Here is a 22,561-nt window from a genome sequence, read left to right as displayed (position 1 = left end):
CGTTGTGTTATTTACCAGCTGATAGCTTCTCGTTCGGTAAAGAAGCCTGCCGTTGGGCCATCTTCTTCCAATGTAGCCAACCAAATCGCGGTATCAGCGCCTTCTCGAGGCGTTTTCAACTTTACGTTGTCGCCATATTCTGGCAATTCATCGAGGTTCATGCCTGAGTCAACCCAGCCAGGACAATACGAGTTGACTTTGATACCAAACGGCTCTAGCTCTTTGGCAAACAGTACCGTATTAGCGTTGACGCCAATTTTCGATGATTGATACGCTGCGCAGACGTCATCTCGCCATGGTGAGTGCATGTTTGACAGTTGTGATAGCTGCGCTGCTTGGCTCGACACATTGACTACGCGGGCCCCCGAGGATTGTTTCAGCAGTGGCGTTAATGCGCGTGTAAGCAAAAAGGGACCAATTTGATTGACTTCAATGACTCGTCGGTAGGTGTCTTCATCGATTAATGATGGATGTTTACCAAAGTCGGTCAAGATAGACGCGTTATTGACTAAGACATCTAAGCGACCAAATTCATCGTGAATTTTATTGGCGATAGCAGGAAACATGGAAGACATCGCAAGGTCAATTTTAACGTGCGACGCAAGGTAACCTTTTTGGCGAAATTCATTGGCTAGGGCGCTGCAAGATTGGATGTCAGCCATAATCACATGGAATCCTTGTTCCATGAGCATCTCTGATGTGGCGAGACCGATCCCTTGAAACGCACCGGTAACGAGAGCGATTTTGTGCATAATGGACCTTTTCGTAGAGTTCACTGGTTGCAGTCTATCGCTGAGGTAAAAAGATGGCAGTAACATAGGGGAGTGTTACCTCTAGGTAACTGCCAAAATGTGAAGGTAAAACGTTAGTCGTAGTAGTACTCTTCGGCGATCTCCTCGTCGACGATCTCTTCTTCGATCACTTCTTCTTCAACGACTTCTTCCGCAATGATTTCATCTTCAACGACAACGTCCGTCACGACTTCACACGCTTCTTCGTCGTAAGCGCCATCGATAGTGCCGACAACGGCCCCTGTGCCTCCGCCAATCGCTGCGCCAGCAGCGGCGCCGCTACCGCCATCCACAATACCACCAACAACAGCACCTGTGATCGCTCCATCTACTGCACCATCAATAGCGCCTTCTGCGGTCTGGTCGCAGTAGTATGCGAAGCTTGGTGAGGCGATAAGTGTGGCAAGAAGTAGAAATTTTGTTTTCATGACAGAGTCCTATACATAGTGATTGCGTAATAGAGTAAACAACGGCATAACAAACGGTAAGTTGGTCAACGTCAATCTTGGGTCAGTTTCCAGTCTGGGTATTGTTGTGCTGTATTGACGGTGTGCCTTGATAAGAACGCATCAATAATAAGATGCAAAGACTCAACAATAGGCTGTGACTTGCGAAGCGGTAACTGCATGACTCATAATGAGTTAAGTGAGAAATAGGAGAGCAGAAAATGCGAGCGTATGTATGGATATTGGCAGCCCTGCTAGTGGGTTGTAGTAGCGGCCCTGATGAGATCAAAGTTGCCGATGAAAAGCTGTTGGTGAGTTATCAAGACGTGAGCCCTGATGCTACGCCTTACAAAGGTCAACCTGCGCGCTGGGGTGGGGTGGTAGCAAAACTCTCTAATCCATCAGCAAGCAGTAGTGAGCTGCAAATCAGTTATTTTGAACTTGATGATAAAGGGCGACCCGATGAAACACGCCAAGGAAGCAGTCGTTTTGTGGTCAAAGTAGAGCGATTCTTAGATCCGAACATCTTCGTGCTAGGTAAACCTATGACCTTTGTCGGTACGATTGAAGGCCAAACGGAAATTAAAGTCGGCGAGCAGACGCTGTCTGTGCCAGTATTGAAAGCGTCTAACTATTACCTTTGGACGGAAGATAAGCGCATCAAAACCTATTATGTCGGCGATCCTTATTACAACTACTACTATGACCGTTACTACTATTGGGACTACGTTGACGATGTGGATATAATTGATCATTACGACGCGTACGATGCCTACGATTATGGTGATTTCTAAAAACAAAAACGCTCAGCATGTGCTGAGCGTTTTTCAATGTTCTTGTTGTCTTTAGGCGGTTAGAGCCAGAATCGAGCCAGGAATAACCACAAAGATAGACACTAGGTAACCCGCGACCACTGCTTTATTTTTGATGGCCATATCAGAGATAAAGTCCGCCCCTTTCACTGGCAGCTCGCGCAGGAACGGAATACCGAAGATAAGTACCGTTGCCAGGATATTGAACACCAAATGCACTAGAGCAATCTGCAGAGCAAATACCGCGAACTCACCTGAGACAGCAGTCGCAGCAAGCAGACCTGTGATACAGGTACCAATATTTGCACCTAGTGTGAATGGGTATACATCACGAACCTTTAGAGCACCGGTACCTACGAGTGGAACCATTAAGCTTGTCGTTGTCGATGAAGATTGAACCAATACAGTCACGATAGAGCCAGACACGATACCGTGAATTGGACCACGACCAATTGCGTTCTTTAGAATTTCGCGAGCACGACCAACCATTAGGCTCTTCATCAGTTTACCCATTACCGTGATAGCAACGAAGATAGTTGCGATACCAAGAACGATAAGTAGTACACCACCGGTCACACCACCAAAGGCACTGAGCGGCTCTTGAATTGCGCTTACTACTGGCTTAGTGATTGGTTTGATGAAGTTCAGACCCTTCATGCTCATGTCGCCTGTTGCCATCATTGGCGATACAAGCCAGCTAGAGATCTTGTCCAGCACGCCAAACATCATTTCTAGCGGCAGGAAGATAGCAACAGCCAACAAGTTGAAGAAGTCGTGAATCGTTGCACTTGCAAAGGCACGCTTAAACTCGGTGTTACAACGAACGTGACCAAGACTGACTAAGGTATTGGTTACCGTTGTACCAATATTAGCACCCATGATCATTGGGATTGCTGTCGTGACAGGTAGGCCACCGGCTACCAAGCCAACAATAATAGATGTAACGGTACTAGAGGATTGGATCAGTGCCGTAGCAACCAAACCGATCATCAAGCCTGCAACAGGGTGTGAAGCAAACTCGAATAGCACTTTCGCGTGCTCACCAGTCGCCATTTTGAAGCCACTACCTACCATAGAAACAGCAAGTAGCAATAGGTAAAGCATGAATGCCAAGTTAGCCCAGCGCAGCCAACGCGTCGTAGTCGACATAGGAGTCGTCGCTGTAGTTGCTTGGTTCATCATAGTTTTCTCCGTTTGGCCTTTGGTTAATCTATTAGCGGCCTGTTGTTGAATCTGAGGCGATAGTAGAACTCGAATATTACAGAAATATGACGAAACTATTTCTATGTGATTTAAGTGCGATCATTGGTTGAATTTTGCACTGTAAAAATGCATTTACGCTAATAAACCATTGATATTTAATGGATTAATTCTGGTTGAGAAAAAGAGATTAATCTTACGTTATTAATGAATTAAATCGATTTATATTGACCGCTTTGTCATTTATATGACAGTGATGTGGCGAATGTGACAGTGGTTAGTTCGTAAAAATGACAAGTAAGAACTCAATATTATCGGTTATATCGAATATTGTTGGCGTGGCGAGATTTTGCTATAAAAGAGAGTCACTCATTTTAGGCGATTTAGCATGTCTCACCTCAACTATAACCACTTGTATTACTTTTGGATGGTATGTAAACAAGGTTCCGTTACCAAAGCAGCCGATGCGTTGTTTTTGACTCCACAGACGGTTACCGGTCAGATCAAAGCGCTTGAAGAGCGCATGGATGGCAAGCTGACCAAACGAAACGGACGAAGTGTCGAGCCAACGGAGTTGGGGCAACTGGTCTACAAGTATGCTGACCGAATGTTTGGACTGAGCTACGAGATGCTCGATATCGTCAACTACAGTCAGCGCTCAAACTTATTGTTTGATGTTGGGGTGGCGGATGCTTTATCTAAGCGCTTAGTCAGTAAGATCTTGATGACGACGATCCCAGAAGATAACAATATTCACCTACGCTGTTTTGAATCGACGCACGAGATGCTGCTTGAACAGCTGGCTCAGCATAAGCTGGATATGATTCTGTCTGACTGCCCGGTGGATTCGAGCCAAAGTCCGGGGCTGTTTAGTAAGAAGCTGGGTGAGAGCCGAATGAGCTTTTTTACCTCTGGCCATTTAGAAAATGTACGTTTTCCTGAGGTACTTGAGCAGAGCCGTCTGCTAATCCCTGGCAGTCGTACATCAATGGGACGCAAAGTTATCCAATGGTTTGATCAACAGGGAATCCAGCCAAATATATTGGGTGAATTTGATGATGTTGCTCTGATGAAAGCCTTCTCTATGTATAAAGAGGATGTCATTTTCTTAGCTCCAAGCATCTATATGTCTGAGATAAAAGACAAACGCAACTTACAGTTGATTGGGGATATCGAAGACATTAAAGAAGAGTATTACGTTATTTTTGCGGAGCGCATGATCCAGCATCCAGCGGTAAAAAGTGTCTGCGAAGCGGACTTTACCGAGTTGTTGACGTTTTAACTTTGGAGTTGGTTATCAATTTATTCATTTCAACAACACTTAATTAAACAAAGCCTTAGCATGCGTGGTCTAACCATGTAAAATATATCGGAAATTACTAACGTTATCATTTTCCGTGACAAAGACTGGCACATTGGTAACCGTGCCATCAAATCATTAGAGGTAGATTATGAACTTGCAGGATATGGAGAAAAACGCATCACAAGCGGTAGTACTCTTAAAAGCGATGGCTAACGAGAGACGCCTGCAAATTCTGTGCATGCTACATAATACCGAGTTGTCGGTTGGTGAGTTATGCGCGCGTTTGGAGTTGAGTCAATCGGCATTGTCTCAGCATTTGGCGTGGCTGCGCCGTGATGGGCTGGTGTCCACGCGTAAAGAAGCACAAACCGTATTTTATACTTTGAGCAGCAATGAGGTACGCCAGTTGATTGAAACCTTGCATGGCATGTATTGCAGTGATGAGTAAGTGATATCGTTCGCTGCACTTTCGTAGCGAATGTTCTCTTTTTAATGCTGAAAACGCAGATACAAAAAAACCGGCCTTAGCCGGTTTTTTTAACACAAGTCAAAGTCTAAATTATAGAGCTTTGATTGCAGCAGAGAAGCGTGCCTTGTGACGAGCAGCTTTATTCTTATGAATAAGGCCTTTAGTCGCCATACGGTCAAGGATTGGAGTAACTTCTGCAAATGCTGAAGTTGCTGCTTCTTTGTCGCCAGCTTCGATAGCTGCGATTGTTTTCTTCATGTAAGTGCGCATCATAGAACGACGGCTAGCGTTGTGCTGGCGACGTTTCTCAGCTTGGATAGCGCGCTTCTTAGCAGATTTACTGTTTGCCAAGGGTCTAACTCCCAAAAACTTAGTTCGGTGACAATTTAAGGGCGAGGAATATCCCTCATTTGCGCTCAATTGTCAAATGATTTGTGCAAAAACCCGACGATACAAAACAATTTTTGATATCTGTGGGCTATCGCGGTTAAGATGGCGGGGATTCTAACAGTATTTTTCGACCAATGCTAATACTAATCCTCTCTTCAATAACAAAGGCTATTGAAACCGATAAATAGCAAAGCATTGGCTAGGTAATTCAGAGGTTATCGTGAGTAAACGCCTTCTTAAGTCAGGCATGATTGTCAGTGCCATGACGCTGGTGTCTCGAGTATTGGGACTGGTTCGTGATGTGGTGGTGGCGAATCTAATGGGGGCAGGGGCGAGCGCTGATGTCTTCTTCTTTGCCAATAAAATCCCCAACTTTCTTAGACGTCTCTTTGCTGAAGGCGCCTTCTCTCAAGCGTTTGTACCGGTACTTACCGAATATCATGCCTCCGGGGACAAAAATAAAACGCGAGAGTTAATCGCTAAAGCATCTGGTACGTTGGGAGTGATTGTCACTATTGTGACGTTACTCGGCATCCTTGGCTCGAGTGTTGTTACCGCTTTGTTTGGCTTTGGTTGGTTTTTAGATTGGCTGAATGATGGCCCGGCTGCGCCTAAATTTGAGCTAGCCAGTCTAATGCTCAAAATCACCTTTCCTTATCTTTGGTTTATTACGTTTGTCGCACTGTCTGGGGCTATCCTCAATACGCTAGGTAAATTTGCGGTCTCGTCTTTTACTCCTGTGTTTCTCAACGTAATGATCATTGCCTGTGCATGGTTTGTGTCACCGAATCTCGCTCAGCCAGAAATTGGTTTAGCAATAGGGGTCTTTTTAGGCGGCTTTGTTCAATTTGCGTTTCAAATTCCCTTCCTTATAAAAGAGGGGGTATTGGTTAAGCCTAAATGGGGGTGGCGTGATCCGGGCGTGACTAAGATCCGCACCTTGATGATCCCAGCGCTATTTGGGGTGTCAGTCAGTCAGATCAACCTGCTGTTCGATACCTTTATTGCCAGTTTCCTTGCCACAGGCTCGATCAGTTGGCTCTACTACTCAGACCGTTTGTTGGAGTTTCCACTGGGTCTATTTGGTATTGCGATTGCTACTGTGATACTGCCTGCGCTATCACGCAAACACGTTGATGCGCATAGTGAAGGGTTTGCCCATACGATGGACTGGGGCGTGCGTATGGTTATCTTGCTCGGTTTGCCTGCGATGTTAGGGCTGATGGTCCTCGCTAAGCCGATGCTGATGGTGCTGTTCATGCGTGGTGAGTTTACCCCTCATGATGTCGAGCAAGCGTCGCTGTCATTGCTTGCTTATGCATCTGGCCTGTTGAACTTTATGTTGATCAAAGTGCTCGCGCCTGGTTACTACTCTCGTCAAGATACTAAGACGCCAGTGAAATATGGCATTGTTGCTATGGCGTCAAATATGGTCTTTAACGCAATCTTTGCTTATTTCTATGGGTATGTCGGTCTGGCAATGGCAACGGCATTGTCTGCCTTTATTAATATGGCGCTGCTGTATCGCGGGCTTCATCGTCAAAACGTGTATCGTATTACGAAGAAAACCGTAGGGTTTGTACTGCGTTTGGTTGTCGCGGTGGCGGCGATGGTGACCGTTTTACAATGGCAATTGCAGGACATGCAGCAGTGGTTAAGCTGGGGTCTATCTGAGCGTATTATCTCGCTGACTTTTCTGATTGTTGTTGGTGGCGTTACTTACTTAGTGGCATTGCTCGTTTTGGGAATTCGCCCGAAAGACGTAAAAGCAGCGACAGATTAACAATGATTGGTTATAATCCGTCAGTTTCACACTCGTAACATTTATTTAAGCAGGTGGTTTAGTCGTTTCATGGAACTCATTCGAGGCATACATAACCTTAAAAATCAGCACCATGGCTGCGTTTTAACCATCGGCAATTTTGACGGTGTCCACCTAGGGCATCAGCGAGTGTTGAGTCAGGTAAAACAGAGAGCGTCGCAGCTCGGTTTGCCAGCGGTTGTGATGACATTCGAACCACAACCTATGGAGCTGTTTGCCAAAGATAAAGCACCAGCACGCTTGACTCGTCTACGTGATAAGTACGAACTGCTTGAAAAAATGGAGCTGGATCGCCTGCTGTGCGTGAACTTTAATCAACGATTTGCCAGCCTAACTCCTGAGTCTTTTATTCGAGACTTGTTGGTAGACAAATTGGGTGTTAAGTTCCTTGTCATTGGCGATGACTTCCGTTTTGGTAAGGGGCGCGAAGGTAACTTCGAAATGCTTCAAAAAGCGGGAGAAGAGTTTGGTTTCGAGGTGGTGAATACGGCAAGTTTTCGTGTTGAAACGACTCGAGTCAGTTCGACGGCCATTCGTCAGGCCCTTGCCAATGACGAGCTAGATGTAAGCGCAGAAATGTTGGGGCGTCATTATACTTTGTCGGGGCGTGTTGCTCACGGTCAAAAGTTAGCGCGTGGCTTTGGATTTCCAACCGCCAATATTTCACTTAAGCGTTATGTTGTGCCTGTCCGTGGCGTTTATGCGGTGCAGGTGTTTGGTGTTGATGATAAGCCGTTACCGGGCATTGCTAATATTGGCAAAAAGCCAACGGTTGCGGGGACAACACCCGATCTTGAAGTGCATATCTTTGACTACGAGGGCAACCTCTACGGTCAACAAATTGAAGTGGCACTGCTTCATAAAATCCGTGATGAGAAAAAATTCGAATCACTGGAGCTGCTTAAGCAGCAAATAGAATTGGATGCTGATGTAGCAAGGGTGTGGCTACATCAGTTTAAGGGTTAGCGGAAGATTCCACCGCTAACATAATGTCTAACTTTCGCCCAATACAACGGAATTAAGAATCGATGAGTGAGTATAAAGATACCCTGAACCTACCTGAAACAGGGTTTCCAATGCGCGGCAACCTGGCCAATCGTGAGCCAGAAATGCTTAAGCGTTGGTACAAAGAAGATCTTTACGGTGAGATCCGTAAAGCTAAAAAAGGCAAAAAATCCTTCGTTCTACACGATGGCCCTCCATATGCGAATGGTGACATTCACATTGGTCACGCTCTAAACAAGATTCTTAAAGACATTATTATTAAATCCAAAACACTTTCAGGTTTTGACGCACCATATATTCCTGGTTGGGATTGCCACGGTCTACCTATCGAATTGATGGTAGAGAAGAAAGTAGGCAAACCAGGCCAAAAAGTGACGGCGGCAGAGTTCCGTGAGAAATGTCGTCAGTACGCGGCAGGTCAGGTTGAAGGTCAGAAAGAGAGCTTCAAGCGTTTGGGTATTCTTGGTGAGTGGGACAAGCCTTACCGCACTATGGACTTTGCAACTGAAGCAAACATCATTCGTGCACTAGGTAAGATTGCTGATAACGGCCACCTACTAAAAGGTTTTAAACCAGTTCACTGGTGTACCGACTGTGGCTCAGCACTTGCTGAAGCAGAAGTTGAGTACAAAGATAAAGTGTCTCCTTCTATCGACGTACGCTTTAAAGCGGCCGACGAAGCGGCGCTTTTGTCTAAATTTGCACTAAGCGAAGGTCATGAAGGTCAAGGTGACATCTCAATTGTTATCTGGACAACAACGCCATGGACACTGCCTGCGAACCGCGCGGTATGTCTACGCGACGATCTTGAGTACGTACTTATCCAAACTGAAGGCGACAACCCTGAGCGTATTATCGTGGCTTCTGAGCTAGCGAAAGACGTGATGGATCGTGCGGGTATCGAGCATTTCCACAACCTTGGTTTTGCCAAAGGTGCGGATCTAGAACTTTCTCAGTTCAACCACCCATTCTACGATTTCACTGTTCCGGCGATCCTAGGCGATCACGTAACGACAGAATCAGGTACCGGTGTGGTTCACACAGCGCCTGGTCACGGTCAAGAAGACTTCGCGGTTGGTCAAAAATACGATCTAGAAGTAGCAAACCCAGTAGGCTCAAACGGCGTTTACTTGCCTGACACTGAGCTATTTGCCGGTCAGCACGTGTTTAAAGCTAACGATGCGGTTGTAGAAGTACTGAAAGAAAAAGGTGCGCTACTTCATCATCACGCTTACGAGCACAGCTACCCACACTGCTGGCGCCATAAAACGCCAATCATCTTCCGTGCAACACCTCAGTGGTTCGTATCTATGGACCAAGCGGGTCTACGTGCGAAAGCACTAGAGTCTATCAAAGGTGTTGAGTGGATGCCTGAGTGGGGTCAAAGCCGTATCGAAGGTATGATCGAAGGTCGCCCTGAGTGGTGTATCTCTCGTCAACGTACTTGGGGTGTGCCAATCGCTCTGTTCGTTCACAAAGAGACAGCTGAACTTCATCCAAACACGCTAGAGCTGATTGAAAAAGTCGCTCAACTAGTGGAAGAGAAAGGCATTCAAGCTTGGTGGGATGTAGAAATTGCAGAACTACTGGGCGACGACGCTGACCAGTACGAGAAAGTTCTGGATACACTCGACGTGTGGTTCGACTCTGGTGTGACGCACTACTCGGTTGTTGATTCTCGTGAAGAATTTAACGGCAACAGTGCAGACCTATACCTAGAAGGTTCTGACCAACACCGTGGCTGGTTCCAGTCTTCGCTAATTTCATCTATCGCGATGAAAGACGAAGCACCATACAAGCAAGTGCTAACGCACGGCTTCGTGGTTGATGGTCACGGCCGTAAGATGTCTAAGTCAATCGGTAACGTTGTTGCGCCAAAAGATGTGACTAACAAGCTAGGTGCAGACATCCTGCGTCTATGGGTAGCGTCGACTGACTACACGGGTGAAGTGGCGGTTTCTGATGAAATCCTAAAACGCTCTGCAGATGCTTACCGTCGTATCCGTAACACGGCTCGCTTCTTCCTAGCAAACCTAAACGGTTTCAACCCAGAAACTGACCTAGTACCAGCAGAAGAAATGGTGGCACTGGATCGTTGGGCGGTAGGTCGCGCGCTAGCGGCTCAAGAAGAGATCGTAAAAGCATACGATGAGTACAACACGCACGGCGTGACTCAGCGTCTAATGCAGTTCTGCTCTATCGAAATGGGCTCGTTCTACCTAGACGTGATTAAAGACCGTCAGTACACAGCGAAACTGGGCGGCCACGCACAGCGCAGCTGTCAGACAGCGCTTTACTACATCGTTGAAGCATTGGTTCGTTGGATGGCACCTATCATGTCGTTCACGGCTGACGAAATCTGGAACGAAATGCCAGGTCAACGCGAGAAGTTCGTGTTCGCAGGTGAGTGGTTCGAAGGCCTGTTCGGTCTTGCTGAAGGTGAAGAACTGAACAACGAATTCTGGGCTGAAATCCAAACGGTTCGTGATGCAGTAAACAAGCAGCTAGAAGCGGCGCGTAGCGAGAAAACCATCGGTGGTGCACTACAGGCTGAAATCACCCTGTTTGCTGATGATGCACTTCAGGCGAAGCTGAACAAGCTAGAAGACGAACTGCGTTTCGTACTACTAACGTCAGCAGCAACGGTTAAGTCTGCATCAGAGAAGACTGACGCTGCTAAAGCTACCGATTTAGAAGGTCTATTCGTTGAAGTTGCTGCAACAGAAAACGAGAAGTGTGATCGCTGTTGGCACCATACTCCAGACGTAGGCACCATCGCAGGTCACGAGAAGATTTGTGGTCGCTGTGCATCTAACGTTGATGGTGAAGGCGAAGTTCGTAAGTTCGCTTAACATTAAGCTGCTCGGAACTTTTGAAAGATTTAACAGCCCCAGTTTTTACTGGGGTTGTTTTTATCTATAAACTGATTGAACATACCAATCAATAATCCGTTGAGTTTTTGCTACCTAGGTGGCTGTAAAGGAAAAAGATGAGCGAAACCGCAATCACTATTCGACAATCTGGTGTTCGCTGGCTTTGGCTAGCGGTCGTGATCTTTATTGCTGATATCAGCATCAAACTCGTGGTCATGGACAATATGGGCTATGGCTGGGCGAATCGTATTGAGATTTTGCCATTCTTCAATCTGCTTTATGTTCACAATTATGGGGCTGCATTCAGCTTTCTGAGCGATCAAGCAGGTTGGCAGCGTTGGTTGTTTACAGGCATCGCGTTTGTTGTCACTGGCATGCTGACGTATTGGATGAGCAAGCTACCGGCGAAAGAGAAGTGGAATAACATCGCTTATGCGATGATCATCGGTGGTGCGGTGGGTAACGTGTTTGATCGCGTTGTTCATGGCTTTGTCGTTGACTACTTAGACTTCTACTGGGGCAATTACCATTGGCCCGCTTTCAACCTCGCTGATATGGCGATTTGCATCGGCGCTGCCATGATTATTATTGACAGCTTTCGCAATAAAGATGAAAAGTAGAGCAGATAGCGAATAACCTTAAGCGCTGTGCGTTGATATGCACGGCGCTTTTTTATATAACAAGCTAAATGATAAAGAGCCTCTGTGCGTATTAATGAAAGACACAGACTCAAAAACACAAGGAAGCCGTAACGTGAGCATCATTTCCCAAGATAGCGCAGTCACCCTACATTTCACCATTAAACTGAGCGATGGCTCTGTCGCGGACAGTACCCATAATATGGGTAAGCCAGCCAAATTTATTATTGGTGATGGCAGTTTAAGTGACAACTTCGAAAAATGTCTGGTAGGTCTAGCATCGGGTGACAGCAAATCGATTGAACTAAAAGCGGCCGACGCGTTTGGCATGCCAAACCCAGATAACGTCCATCATATGGATCGCGCAAAGTTTGTAGGTGACTCTGAAGTTGAAGTCGGTACAATAATGGCCTTCTCAGGTCCTGATGGCATGGAGATCCCTGGTATCATTACGGATATTGCGGGCGATTCGGTAACGGTGGATTTTAATCATCCGTTAGCAGGACAAGATGTCACCTTTGAAGTTGAAATTCTCGAAGTAGAATAACGACAAGATAGACCCAGATAAATACGACAAGTAATAGCGGTTCCTCAATGAGTAATGAAATGAAAATTAAACTAGCTAACCCACGTGGCTTTTGTGCGGGTGTAGACCGTGCGATCAGCATTGTTGAGCGCGCGCTGGAGATGTATCAGCCGCCAATCTATGTTCGTCATGAAGTGGTGCACAACCGTTTTGTGGTTGAAGGTCTAAAGCAGCGTGGTGCGATCTTTGTTGAGGAACTGAGCGAAGTGCCTGATGACAACATTGTGATCTTTTCGGCTCACGGCGTGTCTCAAGCGGTTCGCAAAGAAGCGAAAGCGCGTGAACTGACTGTATTTGATGCTACTTGTCCGCTTGTAACCAAAGTACATATGGAAGTGGCTCGTGCGAGTCGCCGCAATATGGAAGTAGTGCTTATTGGTCACGCGGGTCACCCTGAAGTAGAAGGGACAATGGGTCAGTACTCAAGTGAGACTGGCGGCATGTACCTTGTTGAGCGTCCAGAAGACGTACTAACGCTCAAGGTTAAAGACCCAAGTAACCTTCACTACGTGAGTCAAACTACGCTGTCAGTGGATGAAACCGCGGATGTAATTGATAAGCTTCGTGAAGTGTTCCCAGAGATCCAAGGTCCTCGTAAAGACGATATCTGCTATGCAACGCAAAACCGCCAAGATGCAGTCCGTGAACTTGCTAGTGCTGTGGATGTTATGGTTGTCGTAGGCTCGACCAACTCTTCGAATTCAACGCGTCTTAAAGAGCTTGCAGAAAAGCTAGGCACACCGGCATACCTCACAGACACGCCTGATCTGATTGAAGCAGAGTGGTTTGAAGGAAAAGGCCTGGTTGGTGTGACCGCGGGTGCATCAGCACCAGAAGAACTGGTTAATCAAATCATCGACCGAATCAAAGCATTGGGTGCTGATGACGTGGAAGAAGTGTTAGGCCGTGAAGAGAACATGTTCTTTGAGGTGCCAAGAGAGCTTCAGGTGAAGGTTGTCGATTGATCTTGATATCAATGTCTATTGAAAACGCCGCGTTTCCTACGCGGCGTTTTTTATTGCATTTTTTGTCGTATATGGATGAAGTAAAACAACGAGTTTTTGCCTTTGAAATGACACTTATATGAACAAAAGTAAAAAAAGATTTCTATACCGAAATTGGACTTTACTCACAAGCGTATTTTGGTATCCTACGCCGCGCTACCAGTAGGGTAGTTTTTTCGGAGATAACTATGAACAATACCGACCATCCTCCTAGTATGAAAGGAGAAGAATAGCCTCACGTCGGTAATTGCGATCTTCGCTCCTACCGTTGAGGTAGGTGTATTCCTTTCTGTAACACCCTGATATTTTTCTCCTTTCTTCTATTTAGTCACTCTATAAGTGTGCTTGTTGCATGGCAGCTGTGCTGTGTCTAACTGCGCCCATGGAGAGCTGACGTTTTGATGGTCGTTACCAACGCTAATCGGGAGATTCGCCATGACGGTAATGAGCAATACATACATTGAAAATGCAGCACCTCGCTTCTCAGAAGAAGAGATCGGTGCGGCAACGAAAGCATTCCTACAATACGACACAGATCAGCAGCTAAACTTGTTAACCGTGATGCCGATTGATGAAGCTGTAGGCGTGTTACAACACTGTGCCTTAGGACAAGTTCAGTTCTTAATTGAAGAGCTCGATCTACAAGGGCATGACAAGCGAGCCAGACTTTATGCACACCACTTGGGGTTGATCCACTCAGAAGCGGAGACGACAGGCGGATATTTAACTACAGGTGTGCTTGAGCACGTTAAGCAGCGCATTGGCTGGATCATCACATTGGCATTACTTGGTATCGTTTCAGGCCTTATCATTGCCCAATATGAGGACACCTTAAGTCAGCTGGTGTTGCTTGCTGTTTACATGCCTGTAATTGCCGCAGCTGGTGGTAATACGGGGACTCAAGCCGCTACGCTTGTGATACGTGCCCTTGCCACTGGCGAACTTCGCAAAAGGCAATGGCTCGATGTGCTATGGAAAGAGAGCCGTGTCGCGGTGTGCCTTGCAGCGGCCGTCGCCTTAGTGATGGTTGGACGTATTCTGGTTTTTGGCGATGTGAATTCTGCGGGTGGGTTTGATATTAACCTTATCGCAATGGCCATCGCGGTTGCGCTGTTTATTCAGGTGACAGTATCGACGACTTTAGGCGGAGTGTTACCTATCATTGCCCGAGTCTTTAAATTCGACCCAGCAGTACTGGTGAGCCCAGTACTGGCATCGATTGTCGATATATCGGGGATGTGGATTTACTTTACAGTGGTAAACCACTTCTTAGGGCTGTCCTAATTGACCAGGATGTTACGAAAAGCGTGAATATACTCAAAGCGCAGCTACGGCTGCGCTTTGTTGTTTGAACGCTCAAGTGAGTAACTGTAATCGACGATTTGACGATAATAGGCTTTCTCATATTGAGTGAGAGGCGATTCAACAGGTTGGCTCGTCGTAGATTTCTTTGGATGATAATCGGTCACAAACTGAACGAACAAACTCTCACGCTCCCCTCTGCTCCCCAGGCCAAACCCCATCATGTTGTAAGTACCAAACAGTGAGCCACTTTTCGCGACCAATGCCCCTTTAATAGGCGCTTTTCGCATGCTTGAACGATATTTTAGAGTACCGTTGTTACCGGATACAGGCATCAATCGAGCAAGCTTGAGTGCGCTGTCATTTTGGTGGATGTAGCTTAAGACTTGCTGCATTTGATTGGCTGTGACGCGGTTATTGCGTGACAAACCTGAGCCGTCTTCCAGTACCGCCAGTTCAAGGTCAATGCCAGCTTGCTCTTTTAAAATAGCCTTGATTGCTTCGGTGCCATTATTGAACGAACCCGGTTTCTTGTAATAGGTGGCTCCGAGAGTTTTGGTGATGTTATCGGCATAAAGATTGTTGGAGTCTTTAAGCATAACAGCAAGCAGGTCATTAAGCGGTCGTGAGCGCTGAACAAATAAGGGGTGTTGGCTTTTGATGTTCGGCGTGCCTACCTTTACTTCTCCAGAAAGTATCACCCCTAAGCGCTGTAATTCTGACTTAATGACATCGACAGTGAATTGTTCTGGTGAAGAGAGAGCAAATTTTAATGGTAAAGGTGACTTTCTCTCAACGGCGCAACCACTGAGCGTATATTGATTGTTCGGGCTTACTTCAAGCTCGAGATCGCAATGAGTTTGCTCTTGGTTTTGTTTAGAGACCGTTTTGGCTGATGTGGTGGCGATGATCGGCTGGTGTGAGGGAATGTTGATGCGCGTTGAACCATTGCTATTGGTATAGAGAGCACCTTGAACACAGTTGCCATCGAGAGTTATCGCTGATGCAGGGGCACTGTAACAGACCCCAAGGATATCCCATGGCCACCCGACACCGCGCTCGTAACCACTGAACACACTGTTGTCTAACCAAATATTATTAAACCGTGCTCCCACCTCTGACTTTGCTTGTTTGAGCATGTTGCGCAATGATTCACGGCTGAAGGTAGGATCACCAGAATAGTGAATGATCAGATCGTTTCCAGAGGTATAGAGGGTCGTTTCGAAACGAAAACTCTCTGGCAATGCCAATTTCGCGGCGAGCGCTGTCACGACTTTGAGCGTACTGGCTGGTGGAAAAAACTGATCGGTATTATCCGCAATCAACGGCTGTTCAGGAGCGGATAGCGGTGCGATGAGCTGCGCGCTTCGACTTCCATACGGTAAGTGTTTCGTTGCCTCGACACCACTGGCAAAAGCCGCAGAAGAGAACAGAAGTAGGCAGGTGAGCGAGAGTTTAGGTGTCATAGCAAATTCATCAAGGACGGGCTTAGTTTTAATGTAGGCTAACAACCTATTAAGTCGAGATAAAGCGTTAAATTTTCGCAAAAAGTTCTATCGAATAGTCTTTGTACTGCTTTGATAATAGGAAACTACGTCGCTCACATTTTCGTACCATCGCCAACGCGGTTGGCCTTGCGAAGTCGAAGTTAACTAAGCTATATTGTTGCGTTGCTCAAAGAGATATACTCTGGTCTTTAGATTTAAGAGCATGACAGCCAGTGTCGGCCGCAAGTGTTTCCTTGTTGCCTCAGTATCCGAATCTCAGTGATTTGTATCCACGGATTGATTACACTAGGCTTAATCCAGTTTATTTTTCAAATTGTACTCAGGCTTGCTTGAGTAGGGTTTTATTGTCCAAAGGATGCTTTGGAAAAGAGGTTGTTATAATGGAAAAGGTTCCAATGACTGTACGTGGCGAACAGCAGCTACGTGAAGAGCTAGATCGTCTACTTAAACTTCGTCCACAGATTTCTGAAGCAATTGCAGAAGCGCGTGAACTTGGTGACCTAAAAGAGAACGCAGAGTACCATGCGGCTCGTGAAGAGCAGGGCATCTGTGAAGCGCAAATTCGTGATATCGAATACAAGCTCTCTGTCGCGCAAGTGATTGACGTGACCAAGCTAGATAACACGGGCAAGATCATCTTTGGTTCGACGGTTACTCTAATTGATATCGATACGGATGCTGAGCAGACTTACCAAATCGTGGGTGATGACGAAGCGGACATCAAAGCTGGTCGTATCTCAGTAAGCTCACCAATCGCTCGTGGCCTTATCGGTAAAATGGAAGGTGACGAAGTGACTATCGTGACGCCTGGTGGTCAAAAAGACTTCGAAATTGACAAGGTTGCTTACGTTTAAGCAATGCTGTTGAGAGAAAAGTCGCCTAATTGGCGGCTTTTTTTGTGCCCGCAAGCCGGAGTGTCCCCTTTGTTTTGCTAGCACCGGTTGTCAGAAAAATGAAAAGGCCGCCTGAGCGACCTTTCCCACTTTGAAACAAATTGTTTCTATAAAATCAACTACTGGGCAAATTACTTGCGTGGCAGTTCGATTTTCTTTTGCTCTGACTGACGGTAAAGAACAAGAGTCTTACCGATAACCTGAACTTTTTCTGCTTTTGTTTCGCGCACAATTGCGTCGATAATCAGCAGTTTAGTTTCACGGTCTTCTGACGCCACTTTCACTTTAATCAGTTCGTGGTGGTCAAGAGCGATTTCGATTTCCGCTAGTACAGCCTCTGTTAGTCCATTTGCGCCCATAAGCACAACGGGTTTCAGTGCGTGTGCTAGGCCTTTTAGGTGCTGCTTTTGTTTGGTGCTTAGGTTCATAACGCGGCCAAATTTATTTACTATTAGGGTTGAAAAGTCGTATTTTAACGCCATCTAATGACGAAGACTATACTTTATTCTAAGGGCGTGCCCTTATTGAGTTGGAAATTGAATGAGTAAGCAAAAACATTCGGCCAGTTCGGGTCGTTGGCTAAAAGAGCATTTTGATGATAAATATGCCAATGAGGCCAGAAGAAAAGGCTATCGTTCACGTGCTATCTTTAAGATTGAAGAGATTCAAAACAAGGATAAGCTACTGAAACCAGGGATGACTGTGGTTGACCTTGGTGCTGCTCCGGGTGGGTGGTCTCAGTACGCTGCCAAAGTCGTTGGCGACGAGGGACAAGTGATTGCTTGTGACTTGCTGCCGATGGATCCTATCTCTGGTGTGAGCTTCCTTCAGGGCGATTTTCGTGAAGAAGCGGTGCTCGATGCACTACTAGAAAGAATCCAACCGGATATGGTCGACGTAGTAATGTCTGATATGGCTCCTAACATGGCAGGTAACTTATCTGTCGATCAGCCTAGAGCTATGTATCTTGTTGAACTAGCATTAGATATGTGTCATCAAACTTTAGCCCCTGGCGGCAGTTTCGTTGTGAAAGTGTTCCAAGGCGAAGGATTTGATGAATACGTAAAACAGGTACGCGAAGCCTTCAAAGTTGTGAAGATTCGCAAGCCGGACTCATCTAGAGCTCGCTCTCGTGAGGTGTTTATTGTGGCTAATGGCTTCAAAGGCTGAACATTAGTTTACAAAGACAAAATTAACAATGTAGCTACAGCCTAAAAACTGTAGTACCCTACCTTTAATTACAATTAGTTATCGAGAGGCTGACACCTTGAGTGACATGGCAAAGAATTTAATTTTGTGGTTAGTCATCGCCGTTGTGTTGATGTCGGTATTCCAAAGCTTCGGACCGGGGGAAAGTAACGGTCGAGCGGTAGATTACACCACGTTCGTACAGGAAGTTGGCAATGGCCAGATTCAGGAAGCTCAATTCAAAGACAGCGAGATAACCTTTACTCGCCGTGGTGGTGGCAGTCGCTTTGTGACTTACATGCCGGTTTATGATCAAAAACTTCTTGATGACCTAATTAACCAAAACGTGAAAGTTTCGGGTACGCCACCGGAAGAGCAGAGCCTACTTGGCACTATCTTCATTTCGTGGTTCCCAATGATTCTTCTTATCGGTGTCTGGATCTTCTTTATGCGCCAGATGCAAGGCGGCGGTGGCAAAGGCGCCATGTCGTTTGGTAAGAGTAAAGCTCGTATGATGAGCGAAGAACAGATTAAGACCACATTTGCTGACGTTGCGGGTTGTGACGAAGCAAAAGAGGACGTAAAAGAGCTAGTAGATTACCTTCGTGATCCAAGCCGCTTCCAGAAGCTGGGCGGTAAGATCCCAACGGGTGTTCTGATGGTTGGTCCTCCTGGTACAGGTAAAACGCTGCTTGCTAAAGCGATTGCAGGTGAAGCGAAAGTACCGTTCTTTACTATCTCAGGTTCTGACTTCGTAGAAATGTTCGTCGGTGTCGGTGCATCTCGTGTGCGTGACATGTTCGAACAAGCGAAGAAAGCAGCGCCTTGTATCATCTTCATCGATGAGATCGATGCGGTAGGTCGTCAGCGTGGCGCTGGTGTAGGTGGTGGTCACGATGAGCGTGAGCAAACCCTTAACCAAATGCTAGTAGAGATGGATGGTTTTGAAGGTAACGAAGGTATCATCGTTATTGCAGCAACCAACCGTCCTGACGTACTTGACCCAGCTCTACTTCGTCCTGGTCGTTTTGACCGTCAAGTTGTGGTTGGTCTACCTGATGTACGTGGCCGTGAGCAGATCTTGAAAGTACACATGCGTAAAGTGCCTCTAGCGTCAGACGTAGAGCCATCTTTGATCGCACGTGGTACACCAGGTTTCTCTGGTGCAGACCTTGCTAACCTAGTGAACGAAGCAGCGCTCTTTGCGGCTCGTGGTAACAAACGCAACGTATCTATGGTTGAGTTCGAACTAGCGAAAGACAAGATCATGATGGGTGCAGAGCGCCGCTCTATGGTACTTTCTGAAGAAACCAAAGAGTCAACGGCATACCACGAAGCGGGTCACGCAATTGTTGGTCGCCTAGTTCCTGAACACGATCCAGTGTACAAGGTATCTATCATTCCACGTGGTCGTGCACTGGGTGTGACTATGTACCTACCAGAGCAAGACCGTGTGAGCATGTCTCGTCAGCATCTAGAGTCGATGATTTCAAGCCTGTACGGCGGTCGTCTAGCTGAAGAACTTATCTACGGTAAAGACAAAGTCTCGACAGGTGCATCAAACGATATCGAACGTGCGACTGATATCGCTCGTAAGATGGTGACGCAATGGGGGTTCTCTGAAAAACTCGGTCCACTTCTGTACGCAGAAGATGAGGGCGAAGTATTCCTAGGTCGTAGCGTAACTCAGACTAAACATGTTTCTGGTGAAACAGCGAAACTGATTGATGAAGAAGTTCGTCACATCATCGATCGCAACTATGACCGAGCGAAGAAAATCCTAGAAGAGAACATGGATATCATGCATTCCATGAAAGATGCGCTTGTGAAATACGAGACCATCGATGCGGGTCAAATTGATGACCTTATGGAACGTAAAGCCGATATTCGTGAGCCAGCAGGCTGGGCTGACCAAGCTGCAGCGCAGCAAGACAAGCCGGAAGCGAAGCCAGAGCCTAAAGTCGAAGAGCCAAAAGCAGAAGAGCCAGCAGCTCCTGCCGCGGACTCAGAAACTAAAGCCGAAAATGTGTCTTCTGAGCCGACTAAGAAAGACTCAGAATAACCACTAGTGATTAAGCCCCGAGCCTAGCTCGGGGTTTTTGTCGTTTAAAGCAGTTATGATTTTACAAGTAAACCAGAAAACCCTTTCTCTAGAAACGCCTCAAGTGATGGGGATCGTCAATGTTACCCCTGACTCTTTCTCTGATGGCGGTAAGTTCAATTCCGTAGAAGCAGCACTTAAGCAAGTAGAGGCGATGATTGCCTCCGGTGTGACTATCGTTGATATCGGTGGTGAATCAACGCGACCGGGTGCTCCCGATGTTGAGTTACAGGAAGAGCTTGAACGTGTTATTCCCGTTATCAAAGCAATACGTGAACGTTTTGATGTTTGGATTTCAGTTGATACCAGCAAAGCAGAAGTGATGCGCCAAGCGGTAGCAGCAGGGGCGGATATCATCAACGACGTGCGAGCACTGCAAGAGCCTGGCGCTTTGGAAGTGGCCGCTGAAGCGGGTGTGCCTATTTGTCTCATGCACATGCAGGGACAGCCGCGCACGATGCAAGCGAATCCCACTTATGAAGATCTTCTGACAGATGTGGCGCAATTCTTACAAGAGCGTATCTCAGCGTGTGAAGCGGTAGGCATTACACGTGAACAGCTGATCTTGGATCCTGGCTTTGGATTTGGCAAAACGCTGGAACACAATTATCATCTGCTGGCGCATTTGGATAAGTTCCATCAATTTGGACTACCCGTGCTTGCGGGCATGTCTCGTAAGTCAATGATTTTTAAGTTGCTTGATAAAGCACCTGCCGATTGTCTCGCTGGGAGCATAGCTTGCGCTACCCTTGCTGCGGCGAAAGGGGCACAAATCATCCGTGTTCATGATGCGGCTCAGACTGTTGAAGCGATGAAAATCGTTCAGATGATGCAATCAAATTTATAAAAACGAATAAGGAAATAGAATGTCACAACGACGTTATTTTGGTACCGATGGTGTTCGTGGAAAAGTGGGTCAGTACCCGATCACACCCGACTTCGTACTTAAGCTAGGCTGGGCTGCTGGACGTGTACTTGCAAAGCAAGGCACTAAGAAAGTGATTATCGGCAAGGACACGCGTATCTCTGGTTACATGCTGGAATCGGCTCTCGAAGCCGGCCTTTCTGCTGCGGGTCTTAAGGCAATTTTTACTGGTCCATTGCCAACGCCGGCAGTGGCGTACCTTACCCAGACGTTCCGTGCGGAAGCGGGTATTGTGATCTCGGCTTCACACAACCCATATTATGACAATGGCATTAAGTTCTTCTCGTCAGAGGGCACAAAACTGCCTGACGCTATTGAGCTTGCGATTGAAGAAGAGCTGGATAAAGACATTGAGTGTGTTGAGTCTTCAGAGCTTGGTAAAGCCAGCCGTCTTAATGACGCAGCAGGCCGTTATATTGAGTTTTGTAAGAGTACTTTCCCGCACGACTTGAGCCTTGCAGGCCTAAAAATTGTTATCGATTGTGCGCATGGTGCGACATACAAAATTGCACCTTCAGTGTTTAAAGAGCTAGGTGCTGATGTTGTTGCTATTGGTGTGGACCCAGACGGTACCAACATCAACGCAGAAGTGGGGGCGACAGATGTGCGTGCTCTACAAGCTAAAGTGGTTGAAGAGAATGCCGCTCTTGGTCTTGCTTTTGATGGTGACGGCGACCGCATCATCATGGTCGATCACCTAGGCAACAAAGTGGACGGCGACCAAATTGCTTACATTATTGCTCGTGACGCGCTTCGCCGTGGTGAGTTAAAAGGTGGCGTTGTTGGTACTCTCATGACCAACCTTGGTATGGAGAATGGCCTTAAGCAGCTTGGTATACCATTTGTGCGTGCCGCTGTGGGTGACCGCTACGTTATGGAGCAACTGCTTGAGCGAGACTGGCGTATTGGCGCAGAAAACTCTGGTCACGTTATTCTGCTGGATAAAGTGACAACCGGTGATGCGATTGTCGCTGCGCTGCAAGTACTTGCTTCAGTGATTGATGCCAAAATGTCACTCAATGAGCTTGCTAGCGGTATGACTTTATACCCTCAGGTGCTGATTAACGTTCGCTTTAGTGGTGATGCAAACCCACTAGAAGCCGAAGCGGTTAAGCAAGCCGTTGCGAAAGCTGAGGCTGATCTTGGCGAGAAAGGCCGTGTACTGCTTCGCAAATCCGGCACTGAGCCTCTACTACGAGTGATGGTAGAAGGTGAGGATGATGCTCTTGTGAACGAGTCGGCACAATATATTGCTGATATCGTGAAAGAAAACTGCTAAGTAACGACTATTTAGTATGAGCAAGA

The 22,561-nt window shown here is 46.7% G+C and carries 21 protein-coding genes; 15 read left to right on the top strand and 6 right to left on the bottom strand.

Translation table 11 applies throughout. The features are described from left to right. Positions 1-11: 11 nt before the first annotated feature. Positions 12-752, bottom strand: a complete 741-nt coding sequence (locus AAA946_RS13210) for an SDR family NAD(P)-dependent oxidoreductase (RefSeq protein WP_338165264.1) — start codon at positions 750-752, stop codon at positions 12-14. Between the two features lie 113 nt (positions 753-865). Continuing rightward, positions 866-1,219 (bottom strand): hypothetical protein, encoded by a 354-nt coding sequence (locus tag AAA946_RS13205; RefSeq protein ID WP_338165263.1) that lies wholly within the window; start codon positions 1,217-1,219, stop codon positions 866-868. 239 nt (positions 1,220-1,458) lie between these two features. On the opposite strand from AAA946_RS13205, the gene AAA946_RS13200 reads away from it, so the two are divergent. Next, on the top strand, positions 1,459-2,031 hold the full coding sequence (locus AAA946_RS13200) for a Slp family lipoprotein (protein WP_338165262.1): 573 nt from the start codon (positions 1,459-1,461) through the stop codon (positions 2,029-2,031). A gap of 51 nt (positions 2,032-2,082) precedes the next feature. On the opposite strand, the gene AAA946_RS13195 is transcribed toward AAA946_RS13200, so the two are convergent. Then, positions 2,083-3,228: a Na/Pi symporter gene (locus AAA946_RS13195; RefSeq protein WP_338165839.1), complete on the bottom strand. Its 1,146-nt coding sequence runs from the start codon at positions 3,226-3,228 to the stop codon at positions 2,083-2,085. A 409-nt stretch (positions 3,229-3,637) separates the two neighbouring features. On the opposite strand from AAA946_RS13195, the gene nhaR reads away from it, so the two are divergent. Together nhaR and AAA946_RS13185 are read left to right on the top strand one after the other, a co-directional pair. Beyond that, positions 3,638-4,531, top strand: coding sequence for a transcriptional activator NhaR (gene nhaR, locus AAA946_RS13190; protein ID WP_338165261.1), 894 nt, complete (start codon positions 3,638-3,640; stop codon positions 4,529-4,531). Between the two features lie 169 nt (positions 4,532-4,700). Continuing rightward, positions 4,701-5,000 carry an ArsR/SmtB family transcription factor gene (locus AAA946_RS13185; RefSeq protein WP_338165260.1) on the top strand — a complete coding sequence of 100 codons (300 nt, stop codon included), beginning with the start codon at positions 4,701-4,703 and terminating at the stop codon, positions 4,998-5,000. A 111-nt stretch (positions 5,001-5,111) separates the two neighbouring features. Here the strand turns inward: AAA946_RS13185 and rpsT are convergent, their stop codons facing one another. Continuing rightward, on the bottom strand, positions 5,112-5,372 hold the full coding sequence (rpsT, locus tag AAA946_RS13180; RefSeq protein ID WP_042473565.1) for a 30S ribosomal protein S20: 261 nt from the start codon (positions 5,370-5,372) through the stop codon (positions 5,112-5,114). 259 nt (positions 5,373-5,631) lie between these two features. Between rpsT and murJ the strand changes: the two genes are divergently transcribed. The 7 genes from murJ to AAA946_RS13145 all read left to right on the top strand — a co-directional run bounded on the left by murJ (position 5,632) and on the right by AAA946_RS13145 (position 14,623). Continuing rightward, positions 5,632-7,194, top strand: coding sequence for a murein biosynthesis integral membrane protein MurJ (gene murJ / locus AAA946_RS13175; protein WP_338165259.1), 1,563 nt, complete (start codon positions 5,632-5,634; stop codon positions 7,192-7,194). A 69-nt stretch (positions 7,195-7,263) separates the two neighbouring features. Next, positions 7,264-8,199: a bifunctional riboflavin kinase/FAD synthetase gene (gene ribF / locus AAA946_RS13170; RefSeq protein WP_338165258.1), complete on the top strand. Its 936-nt coding sequence runs from the start codon at positions 7,264-7,266 to the stop codon at positions 8,197-8,199. A gap of 62 nt (positions 8,200-8,261) precedes the next feature. Beyond that, positions 8,262-11,090, top strand: coding sequence for an isoleucine--tRNA ligase (ileS, locus tag AAA946_RS13165; RefSeq protein ID WP_338165257.1), 2,829 nt, complete (start codon positions 8,262-8,264; stop codon positions 11,088-11,090). A 137-nt stretch (positions 11,091-11,227) separates the two neighbouring features. Then, positions 11,228-11,731 carry a signal peptidase II gene (lspA, locus tag AAA946_RS13160; RefSeq protein WP_338165256.1) on the top strand — a complete coding sequence of 168 codons (504 nt, stop codon included), beginning with the start codon at positions 11,228-11,230 and terminating at the stop codon, positions 11,729-11,731. 133 nt (positions 11,732-11,864) lie between these two features. After that, positions 11,865-12,296: an FKBP-type peptidyl-prolyl cis-trans isomerase gene (gene fkpB / locus AAA946_RS13155; RefSeq protein ID WP_338165255.1), complete on the top strand. Its 432-nt coding sequence runs from the start codon at positions 11,865-11,867 to the stop codon at positions 12,294-12,296. A 47-nt stretch (positions 12,297-12,343) separates the two neighbouring features. Further along, entirely contained in the window at positions 12,344-13,300 is a 957-nt protein-coding gene (gene ispH, locus AAA946_RS13150) for a 4-hydroxy-3-methylbut-2-enyl diphosphate reductase (protein WP_338165254.1), read from the top strand. 474 nt (positions 13,301-13,774) lie between these two features. Continuing rightward, a complete protein-coding gene (locus AAA946_RS13145; protein WP_338165253.1) occupies positions 13,775-14,623 on the top strand; it encodes a magnesium transporter in 849 nt (282 codons plus the stop codon). Between the two features lie 44 nt (positions 14,624-14,667). Here AAA946_RS13145 and dacB read toward each other — a convergent pair whose 3' ends face one another. After that, positions 14,668-16,107, bottom strand: coding sequence for a serine-type D-Ala-D-Ala carboxypeptidase (gene dacB, locus AAA946_RS13140; protein ID WP_338165252.1), 1,440 nt, complete (start codon positions 16,105-16,107; stop codon positions 14,668-14,670). Positions 16,108-16,529: 422 nt separating this feature from the next. On the opposite strand from dacB, the gene greA reads away from it, so the two are divergent. Beyond that, entirely contained in the window at positions 16,530-17,003 is a 474-nt protein-coding gene (gene greA / locus AAA946_RS13135; RefSeq protein ID WP_252012377.1) for a transcription elongation factor GreA, read from the top strand. A 170-nt stretch (positions 17,004-17,173) separates the two neighbouring features. On the opposite strand, the gene yhbY is transcribed toward greA, so the two are convergent. After that, the gene (yhbY, locus tag AAA946_RS13130) at positions 17,174-17,470 is read right to left on the bottom strand and encodes a ribosome assembly RNA-binding protein YhbY (protein WP_042473875.1); all 297 of its coding nucleotides are present in this window, start codon (positions 17,468-17,470) and stop codon (positions 17,174-17,176) included. Between the two features lie 112 nt (positions 17,471-17,582). On the opposite strand from yhbY, the gene rlmE reads away from it, so the two are divergent. The 4 genes from rlmE to glmM all read left to right on the top strand — a co-directional run bounded on the left by rlmE (position 17,583) and on the right by glmM (position 22,535). Beyond that, positions 17,583-18,212, top strand: a complete 630-nt coding sequence (gene rlmE, locus AAA946_RS13125; RefSeq protein WP_042496566.1) for a 23S rRNA (uridine(2552)-2'-O)-methyltransferase RlmE — start codon at positions 17,583-17,585, stop codon at positions 18,210-18,212. A gap of 106 nt (positions 18,213-18,318) precedes the next feature. After that, complete coding sequence (gene ftsH / locus AAA946_RS13120; protein ID WP_338165251.1) at positions 18,319-20,292, top strand: ATP-dependent zinc metalloprotease FtsH; 1,974 nt, start codon at positions 18,319-18,321, stop codon at positions 20,290-20,292. Positions 20,293-20,347: 55 nt separating this feature from the next. Next, a complete protein-coding gene (gene folP / locus AAA946_RS13115) occupies positions 20,348-21,178 on the top strand; it encodes a dihydropteroate synthase (protein ID WP_338165250.1) in 831 nt (276 codons plus the stop codon). 19 nt (positions 21,179-21,197) lie between these two features. Then, positions 21,198-22,535, top strand: coding sequence for a phosphoglucosamine mutase (glmM, locus tag AAA946_RS13110; RefSeq protein ID WP_338165249.1), 1,338 nt, complete (start codon positions 21,198-21,200; stop codon positions 22,533-22,535). Positions 22,536-22,561: the final 26 nt, after the last annotated feature.

The organism is Vibrio sp. 10N (assembly GCF_036245475.1).
Lineage (GTDB): Bacteria > Pseudomonadota > Gammaproteobacteria > Enterobacterales > Vibrionaceae > Vibrio.
The sequence above is the reverse complement of the archived record's forward strand: the minus strand, read 5'-3'. Positions and strand labels throughout refer to the sequence as shown.